Annotated in this window: 8 protein-coding genes and 1 rRNA gene; 4 read left to right on the forward strand and 5 right to left on the reverse strand. The window is 71.1% G+C overall.

Annotated features, from left to right (window positions below; all coding sequences use genetic code 11):
• Window positions 1–5: 5 nt before the first annotated feature.
• The 5 genes from ACIG5E_RS02575 to ACIG5E_RS02595 form a co-directional block, all read right to left on the reverse strand.
• On the reverse strand, window positions 6–953 hold the full coding sequence (locus tag ACIG5E_RS02575) for a M56 family metallopeptidase (RefSeq protein ID WP_396530984.1): 948 nt from the start codon (window positions 951–953) through the stop codon (window positions 6–8).
• A 202-nt stretch (window positions 954–1,155) separates the two neighbouring features.
• Window positions 1,156–1,722, reverse strand: a complete 567-nt coding sequence (locus tag ACIG5E_RS02580) for a DUF5134 domain-containing protein (protein WP_396530985.1) — start codon at window positions 1,720–1,722, stop codon at window positions 1,156–1,158.
• Between the two features lie 295 nt (window positions 1,723–2,017).
• Window positions 2,018–2,776, reverse strand: a complete 759-nt coding sequence (locus tag ACIG5E_RS02585; protein WP_396530986.1) for an amino acid ABC transporter ATP-binding protein — start codon at window positions 2,774–2,776, stop codon at window positions 2,018–2,020.
• Window positions 2,773–3,594 (reverse strand): amino acid ABC transporter permease, encoded by an 822-nt coding sequence (locus tag ACIG5E_RS02590; RefSeq protein ID WP_396531026.1) that lies wholly within the window; start codon window positions 3,592–3,594, stop codon window positions 2,773–2,775. Before ACIG5E_RS02590 ends, ACIG5E_RS02585 begins: the two co-directional genes overlap by 4 nt.
• A gap of 164 nt (window positions 3,595–3,758) precedes the next feature.
• Window positions 3,759–4,652: an ABC transporter substrate-binding protein gene (locus ACIG5E_RS02595; protein WP_396530987.1), complete on the reverse strand. Its 894-nt coding sequence runs from the start codon at window positions 4,650–4,652 to the stop codon at window positions 3,759–3,761.
• Between the two features lie 548 nt (window positions 4,653–5,200).
• Between ACIG5E_RS02595 and ACIG5E_RS02600 the strand changes: the two genes are divergently transcribed.
• The 4 genes from ACIG5E_RS02600 to ACIG5E_RS02615 all read left to right on the forward strand — a co-directional run.
• Window positions 5,201–6,601, forward strand: a complete 1,401-nt coding sequence (locus ACIG5E_RS02600; protein ID WP_396530988.1) for a DUF6421 family protein — start codon at window positions 5,201–5,203, stop codon at window positions 6,599–6,601.
• Window positions 6,598–7,356, forward strand: a complete 759-nt coding sequence (locus ACIG5E_RS02605) for an SDR family NAD(P)-dependent oxidoreductase (RefSeq protein WP_396530989.1) — start codon at window positions 6,598–6,600, stop codon at window positions 7,354–7,356. Before ACIG5E_RS02600 ends, ACIG5E_RS02605 begins: the two co-directional genes overlap by 4 nt.
• Window positions 7,353–8,429, forward strand: coding sequence for a threonine aldolase family protein (locus tag ACIG5E_RS02610; protein ID WP_396531027.1), 1,077 nt, complete (start codon window positions 7,353–7,355; stop codon window positions 8,427–8,429). The genes ACIG5E_RS02605 and ACIG5E_RS02610 overlap by 4 nt, the downstream gene beginning before the upstream one ends.
• 465 nt (window positions 8,430–8,894) lie before the next feature.
• Window positions 8,895–8,986 (forward strand): 16S ribosomal RNA (locus ACIG5E_RS02615); the annotation flags it as partial.

Genomic DNA, 8,986 nt, shown 5'->3' on the forward strand with positions numbered 1-8,986 from the left:
CCCGATCAGAGGAGCGAGTGGAGCCCCGGGGCGACGGCCAGCAGGACGGCCCCGGCGGGTGCGGCCAGGGCGACGGCGGTGAGCTGCAACCGGTGCGGGACGGACAGTCGGGGGCGGCCCGCGAGCAGCCGGTCGACCCGCTTCGGGGACTGCGCCAGGCCGGGCGGGCAGGAGCCGAACACCCCGCGGTCCAGGTTGAGTTCGGCCAGTGCGAGGGCCGTGGTGTGCCGGCCGTGCCGACGGGCGGCCCGGTCGTCGGCCGCCAGCTCGACCAGCTCCGCCACCTGGTCCCGGAAGGCGCGGAACACGCCGATGCCGGGGAAGCCGGAGGCGAGCGCCTGGGCGAACTGCTGCAGCCAGTGGTGCCGGGCCCGGACGTGTCCGCGCTCGTGACTCAGCACGGCCGCCAGCTCCCGGTCGGTGAGCTGCTGGAGGGCGCCGGTGGTGACCACCAGACGGGAGTTCGGTCCGGGCAGCGACCAGGCCTCGGGCCGGACGTTCTCCAGCACCACCAACCGCTCCCGGCGGCTCCGGGCGGCCTCGATCGCCTCGGGCAACTCCGGGGCGCAGGTCGCCAGTTGGGCGTGCCGGCGGTCGCGCAGGGCCTTGGCCGTACGAACTTCGCGGGTGAGCGCCAGTACCGTCTGCAGTGCGCCCGCCGCCAGGACCGCGGCGCACAGCCGGCCCCAGCCCTCGGCGTCCTGCAGGCCGTACGCGTCCTCCACGCCGTGCGGGGCACCGGAGAACACCCAGGCGCGCAGTTCGGGCTCGGCGGCGGAGGCGGCGAGGACCAGACCCAGGGCGCAGCACAGCAGGACGGCCACCACGATGCACTGCCACACCAGCAGGGCCAGCACCGGTTCGCGCTCCACCCAGCGGGCCCGGGCCAGCAGCCGGGGCACCACGGTGGAGAGCAGCAGGCCGAGCAACAGCAGGCCGATCAGGGCAGTCATCGCATGGGCTCCCCGAGTACGCACGGAACGCGACAAGGCGCTCCCTGCCAACCTATGCGCTGGCGACGTCCGGTGGAACGGCTTTCGGCCGGCCAGTGACCAACGCCACCCGCGGGCCTGGGCTTTGGCATGGGCTTGGCGCGGGCTTCGGGGCGGGTTTCGGTGCTCGCGTCGGCGCGGGCTGCGGCTCGTACGGGGCGGGTCACATGGTCAGGAGCATGGCGAACATGCCGATGCCCATGGCCAGTCGGCAGGCCCGGGGCAGACCGGTGGTGCCCAGCACGAGGGTGCCGGACGGGGTGCGCAGCAGCCGGGCGCCGGCCCACAGGGAGTAGCCGCCGAAGTAGAGCAGCAGGGTGCCGGTCAACAGGGGGGTGCCGAGCGCGGCGGCGTGGTGGTGTCCGCCGGGAGAGGCGGTCATCGCGAGGGCCATGTACGTCATGGCGAGCGCGCCGACCGCGTGGTGCAGCCGGTGCGCCCGGCCGGCGGGGGCGTGCACGGCGGCGAGCAGGAAGACGGCGGCGGGGAGACCGAACAGGCAGGCCCAGACGGCGCCCGGGACGGTGGCGCCGGTGACGGCCATCGCCGCCATGCCGAGACCCATCAGGGCTTCGGCGGCGTCGGACTCCCGGGCGAGCGGAGGGTGGGCGGGGCGGGAGCCCGGAGCGGCGGTGGCGCAGGGGGCGTGCCGCAGGCGGGTCAGGCAGTAGGCGCCGGCGGTGGCGGTGAGGAGGGCGAGGAGCCAGCTGACCAGGGTGGGTCCGTGCAACGGCGGCCTCCCGGGGGTGGCGGGCGGCGAACGACGGGCAGCGAACAGCTGACAGAAGACAGATAACAGATGTTGAAATCTGTCAGCCGTCAGCCGTCAGCTGTCATCCGTTCCCCGCCATCCGTCCGCCACGGCGACGATCGTCCTGTCCACGATCACCGCTACGCCCCCGGCGCGGCCAGGGCGCGTGCAGGGGCGCACAGTGGTGACCGCCGTTGTGCGATCCACCCCGGACGACCCACAGCCCACGACCCACGACCCAGCGCCCGGCCCACGACCCCCCGGCCAACGGCGCTCAGCCCTGGAGCCGCCCCGAGGCGACGACCCGGCTGAGGAACCGCCGGGTCCGTTCCTCCTGCGGATCGCCGAACACCTGCTCCGGCGGCCCCTGTTCGAGCACCACCCCGCCGTCCAGGAAGCAGACCCGGTCGGCGACCTCGCGGGCGAAGCCCATCTCATGGGTGGAGAGGACCATCGTCATCCCCTGCTCCTTGAGGTCCCGCACCACCGCCAGCACCTCCCCGACCAGCACCGGGTCGAGCGCCGCGGTGATCTCGTCGAGCAGCAGCAGCCGGGGCCCGGCCGCCAGCGCCCGCACGATGGCGACGCGCTGCTGCTGCCCGCCGGAGAGCCGGTCCGGGTACTCCTTCGCCTTGGCCGCCAGCCCGAGCCGGTCCAGCAGTTCCAGCGCCTTGGCCTCGGCCTCCGCCCGTCCGACCCGGTGCACCCGGCGCGGCGCGAGCGTGATGTTCTCCAGCACCGTCATGTGCGGGAACAGGTTGTACGACTGGAACACCACCCCGATCCGGCGGCGCACCGCGTCCTCGTCCGCGCGCGGGTCGGTGATCTCCTCGCCGTCCAGGAAGATCGCCCCGTCGTCGATCCCCTCCAGCAGGTTGACGCACCGCATCAGCGTGGACTTCCCGGAGCCGGACGCCCCGATCAGCGCCGTCACCGAGTGTTCGGGCACGGCGAGGTCCACGTCGCGCAGCACCACCTGGCTGCCGAAGGTCTTGCGCACCGACTCCAGCCGGAGCACGTCGGTCCCGCTCACACCGCACCTCCCTGCAGCTGCCGACGGTTCATCCGCCCGGTCAGCCAGTCGGCGAACCGGGTCAGCGGAATGGTCAGCACGATGAACACCAGCCCCGCCACGAGGTACGGCGTGAAGTTGAAGGAGTGCGCCGCGATGATCTTCGCCGCGTACACCGCGTCGATCGCGCCACCGATCGAGACGAGCCCGGTGTCCTTCTGCAGGCTCACCAGGTTGTTGATCAGCGGCGGAACCACCCGCCGGACCGCCTGCGGCAGCACCACGTACCGCATCGCCTGGGCGTTGGTCAGTCCCAGCGAGCGCGCCGCCGCCCGCTGACTCGGGTGCACCGACTCGATGCCAGAGCGGAACACCTCCGACACGTACGCCGAGTACGTCAGCACCAGCGCCGCTCCGCCGAGCAGCAGCGGATCGGTGGTCACCCCGGTGAGCCGCAGCGCCGGCACCCCGGTGATCATCACCAGCAGGCAGATGATCATCGGCAACCCGAGGAAGAAGTCCACGTACGCGGTGGCCAGCAGCCGCACCGGCAGGAACACCGGCCCGCGCAGCGTCCGCAGCACCGCGAGCAGCAGCCCGAACACCAGGATCAGCACCCCGCAGCCGAGCATCAGCTCCAGGTTGAGCCGCAGCCCCCGCACCACCTCGGGCAGCGCCTGGCGGGCGTAGTCCAGGTTGAAGAAGGTCCGCCGGGTCACCTCCCAGCCGGGGGAGTTGACGACCAGCAGGTACAGCGCGACCGCCGTCAGCACGGTCGAGGCGGTGGCGATCAGCGCCGAGCGGCGGGCACGGGCCCGCCGGTACGCCTCGTGCGCCAGCCGCCGCTCGGAGGGGCGGTACCCGTCCTGCTCCGCCGGGGCCGCGGAGTCCTCCGGCCCCGGCGGATCCTTGGTCTCAGTCGGATCCGTCGCGTCCGTCGCCTCCGTCGGGTCCGTCGCGTCCTTCGCGACGTCGACCGATCCGGTCGCGCCCGTCTCCCCGCTCACTTCAGCACCGGGGCCGAGACGGCGTCCGACAGCCACTGCTTCTCCAGCTTCGCCAGCGTCCCGTCCGCGCGCAGCGCGTCCACCGCCCCCGACACGCACGGCGTCAGCCGGGAGCCCTTGTCCAGCACCAGGCCGAACTGCTCGCCCTGCGAGGCCGATTCGAACTGCCCCACCACCTGGGCCTCCGGCACCTCGGCACCGGTGATGTAGAAGGCCGTCGGCAGGTCGACCACCAGCGCCTCGACCTGACCGTTCTTCAGCGCGGCCTTCGCCAGGTCGTTGGAGTCGAACACGGCCGGCTGGCTGCTGGGCTTGATGGTGTTGGTGATCGTGTCCAGGCTCGTACTGCCGATCTGCGCGCCCAGCTTGGCGTCCTTGAGGTCGGCGATGCTCTTCGCGCCCGCGGCCTTGGAGCCCTTCAGCGCGATGACGGCCTGGCGCACGGCGTAGTAGCCGGAGGAGAAGTCCACCGCCTGCCTGCGCTCGTCGCTGATGGACACCTGGTTGATGTCGAAGTCGAAGTCCTTGGCCCCCGGCGCGGTGGCCTTGCCGAAGGGCGCGACCACCCAGCCGACCTTGTCCTTCGGGTATCCCAGCTTCTCCGCCACGGCGTACGCCACCGCCGACTCGAAGCCCTTGCCGTTCTCCGGCTTGTCCTCGGAGAACCACGGGTCGTACGCGGGCTTGTCGGTGCCGATGGTCAGCTTCCCGGCGGTCCGCGTGGCCAGCGCGCCCGGCGCGCAGCTCGCCGCCGTACCGGCCGAACCCGAAGCGCCGGAGGCGGCGGCCCCGTCGGACTTGGCGTCCTGCGGCGCGCACCCGGTGAGCGCGGCGGCGGCCACCACGAGCGCGGCGAGGGGCAGGACGGCGGACGGATTGCGGAGGCTCATGGCAGGACTCCAGGGGAAGGGCCGGACGGGGAGAACTGGGAGGGGCCGGGCAGGCACGGCGGTACGGGCCGGGCGGGCCGCTTCCCGGCGGGTCACTTCCCCCCAGTGGCGGCTCCGGAACACACACGGCATGGTCGGCGTACGGGCCCGCGTCCGCGGCGCCCCGAGCCGGATCAGCGGCAGCCGGTGGGCCGCGGCCGGGTCGAGGGCCGCGGTCGGGTCAACGACAGCTGCGACAGCGGCCGTGCGTGCGGCAGCGGCAACGACAGCAGGCCTGCTGACGGGAGGGCACCCGGAACGGGCTGTCGTGGCGCTCGGCCACCGTGATCACCGCCGGGAGCATGCGGGGAGGTTCGCATCAGGACCGCTCGTCTGTCCAGAACATCCAGGAAACCGTCCACATGTCGGACAGCCGCTGCTCCGACGCAGGATTTGGGGCCGGAACGGCGACGTGCCGGAGTTTTGTCGGTTCTGACCCCCTTGAACGGGAGAACCTTTCGTACTTATGGTGTCCTCGTTGAAATAACTCCTGTCGAAGTGAGTCCACGATGCAGAATCTTTCGCCAAGGCTCGCAGCGGCGGCCGACGCCCCGGTCTCGACCCTCGCCGCCCACCCGGCGTGGCTGCGCCTGAAGGAGGCCGTCGAGACGCTGCGCCCGCTGCAGTCCAAGGACGGCTCGATCGACCTGTCCGCCGTCCAGCGGCAGACCGTCGACCCGCTGGTCGCGACCGTCCGGGCCTCCGTCGAGGAGCTCGCCCCGCACTTCCCGCACGACGCCGCCTACCTGGCCGCCGTCGACGCCGACCTCGCCAAGTGGGCCGACACCGGCTACCGGGAGCCGGACTTCCTGGACTCGCTGCTCGCCTTCCAGCCCGCCGACCAGCGCGAGGACGGCCTGGAGCACCTGGTCGTCTTCCCGATGTACACCCAGAACGGCAACCCGGACCGCAACCTGGAAGCCGTCCTGCTGCGCGTGGTGTGGCCCGAGTGGCTGGACGAGCTGGAGCGCACCCGCTTCGACAACCCGATGTTCGTGCCGATCACCTTCACGGACTTCACGGCCGGCTACGACACCAACTCCGCCGTCCTCTTCCCCGAGACGGTCGCCGTCCGCAAGGCGCCGGAACGTTTCACCTGGGGCGGCATCTTCTGCGACCGCGAGGCCGCCCGCTTCCGCGCCGTCTCCACCAGCGCCGTCCAGCAGCTCGGCCTGGAGATCCCGGCCGACGCCGAGGGCCTGCTCAAGGACCAGCAGCGCGCGCAGGAGACCTTCGTCCTGTGGGACCTCGTCCACGACCGCACCCACAGCCACGGCGACCTGCCCTTCGACCCCTTCATGATCAAGCAGCGCAGCCCGTTCTGGATGTACGGCCTGGAGGAGCTCCGCTGCGACCTCACCACCTTCAAGGAGGCGGTGAAGCTGGAGACCGAGGGCAACCCGCACGCCCGCGACGTCCAGTACGCGATCCTCTTCGACCGCCTGTTCCGCTTCCCGGTCAGCGGCGACCGCGTCCGCAACTACGACGGCCTCGGCGGCCAGCTGCTCTTCGCGTACCTGCACAAGCACGACGCGCTGCGCTGGCGCGACAACCGCCTCACCATCGACTGGGAGCGCGCCCCGCAGGTCACCAACGCGCTCTGCGGCGAGATCGAGACCCTCTACCGCGACGGCATCGACCGGCCCAAGCCGGCCCACTGGATCGCCGCCTACGAGCTGGTCTCCCGCTACCTCACCCCGCACCCGGCCTCCACCTGGGCCAAGGGCCCCGAGGCCCTCCCGCTCGACATCACCGACGGCAAGGCCCTGAACAAGGCGCTGTGCGACGCCGTGCTCCCGGACGAGTTCCCGCTGAGCATGTTCTACGAGGCCCTGTCCAAGAAGCTCCGCGGCGTCATCGCCGCCACCGCCGGCATCACCGGCGCCGGTATCCAGGGAGTCGCCGCGTGACCACCAACCCCTCCACCAAGCTGGCCGGCAAGGTCATCGCCGTCGCCGGGGCCAGCGGCCCGGCCGGCCAGGCCGTGCTGCGCCGTCTCACCGCCGAAGGCGCCACCGTGATCGGCGCCGACATCGACGCCCGGCGCCTGGAGTCCGCCCTGGACGCCACCCGCGTCGCGGTTCGCGGAGCGAAGCTGAGCGGCCAGGTGATCGACCTGCTCGACCCGCAGGAGGTCCACGACTGGGCCGACCACCTGGAGGCCGAGCACGGGCACGTCGACGGCCTGTTCCACCTGGTCGGCGGTTGGCGCGGCAGCAAGACCTTCTTCGACACCCGCCTGGACGACTGGGACTTCCTGCACGACACCGTCGTGCGGACCCTCCAGCACACCTCGCTGGCCTTCCAGCCCGCGCTGGTCCGCAGCCCGGCCGGCCGCTACGCCATGGTCTCCGCCGCGGCCGCGCACAAGCCCACCGCCGGCGGCGCCGCCTACGCGGCCGCCAAGGCCGCCACCGAGGCCTGGACCCTCGCCATGGCCGACTCCTTCAAGAAGGAGACCACCTCCCCGGACGGTGAGCCCACCGCGGCGGCTGCGATCCTGGTCATCAAGGCGCTGGTCAGCCCCGAGATGCGGGCCGAGAAGCCGGAGGCGAAGTTCACCGGGTTCACCGACACCGCCGACCTCGCCGGACACCTGGCGGACCTCTGGGACCGCCCCGCAGCAGAACTGAACGGACAGCACCTGTGGCTGACAGCCCGATGACCGACCTCACCCGTACGGACGCGGTACGGCGGCACGACCCCGCCGTCCGCGGTTTCGCCAGCGACAACTACGCCGGCGTGCACCCCGAGATCCTCGCCGCGATCGCCCTGGCCAACGGAGGCCACCAGATCTCCTACGGCGAGGACGACTACACGGCGCACCTCCAGGACGTCTTCCGCCGCCACTTCGGCGACAAGGCCGAGGCCTACCCGGTGTTCAACGGCACCGGCGCCAACGTGGTCGCCCTCCAGGCGCTGCTGCCCCGCTGGGGCGCCGTGGTCTGCGCCGACACCGCCCACATCCACGTGGACGAGGGCGGCGCCCCGGAGAAGATGGGCGGCATCAAGCTGCACACCATCCCCACCCCGGATGGCAAGCTCACCCCCGAGCTGCTCGACCTGCAGGCCTACGGCTTCGGCGACGAGCACCGCGCGCAGCCGCTCGCGGTCTCCATCACCCAGAGCACCGAGCTCGGCACCCTCTACACGATCGACGAGATCCGCGCGATCGTCGATCACGCCCACCAGCTCGGCATGCTGGTCCACATGGACGGCTCCCGGCTGGCGAACGCGGCCGCCTCGCTCGGCCAGCCGATGCGGGCCTTCACGACGGACCTCGGCGTCGACGTGCTGTCCTTCGGCGGTACGAAGAACGGCCTGCTGCTCGGTGAGGTCGTGGTGGTGCTCAACCCGGAGCGGGTGCGCAACATCAAGTACCTGCGCAAGACCTCGATGCAGCTCGCGTCGAAGATGCGCTTCGTCTCCGTCCAGTTCGAGGCCCTGCTCGCGGGCGACCTCTATCTCCGCAACGCAGGCCATGCCAATGCGATGGCCAGCCGGCTGGAGGCGGCGGTCCGGAAGATCGACGGTGTCGAGATCGTCCGCCCGGTGCAGGCGAACGCGGTGTTCGCGATCCTTCCGCGAGAGGTGAGCGAGCGGCTGCAGAAGCGTTACCGCTTCTACTTCTGGAACGAGCACACCGGTGAGGTGCGCTGGATGTGTTCGTACGACACCACGGAGGCCGATATCGACGCCTTCGCGGCGGCCATCGCCGAGGAGATGGGCCGCGCCTGACGGCGCGACTGAACGCGACTGAACGCGTCTGACGACGTGATCGCCTCCGCCCGGAGTCCCGGGCGGAGGCGATTTGCATGTGGCGGGTCGGTGCCCGTACAGTTCCGGAGTCGCCGCGGGAGACCGGGGTGACAAAGCGGAAAGCGAATCCGATGAATGAAACTCCGGAAAACGGAGCGGAAAACATCTGATAAGCTGGAAACACGAAAGAACGAAGCGCCCGGAGGGCCCGCTGGAAGGCGGTCCGAAGGAAGCGTCCGTTCCTTGAGAACTCAACAGCGTGCCAAAAGTCAACGCCAGATATGTTGACATCCCCGGCCTCGATCGTCTGATCGGGGTTGGAGATTCCTTTTGAAATAACACTAGCGAGGACGCAGTGCGCGGGGCCGCCCTATTCCGGTGGTTGCCGTGCCGCTCAACGCGGGTGTGAACCGGCTCCGCTTGATTGTCGGGGCCGAGTAAACATTCACGGAGAGTTTGATCCTGGCTCAGGACGAACGCTGGCGGCGTGCTTAACACATGCAAGTCGAACGGTGAAGCCCTTCGGGGTGGATCAG

Source organism: Kitasatospora sp. NPDC053057 (genome assembly GCF_044546945.1).
In the GTDB taxonomy this organism is placed as follows: domain Bacteria; phylum Actinomycetota; class Actinomycetes; order Streptomycetales; family Streptomycetaceae; genus Kitasatospora.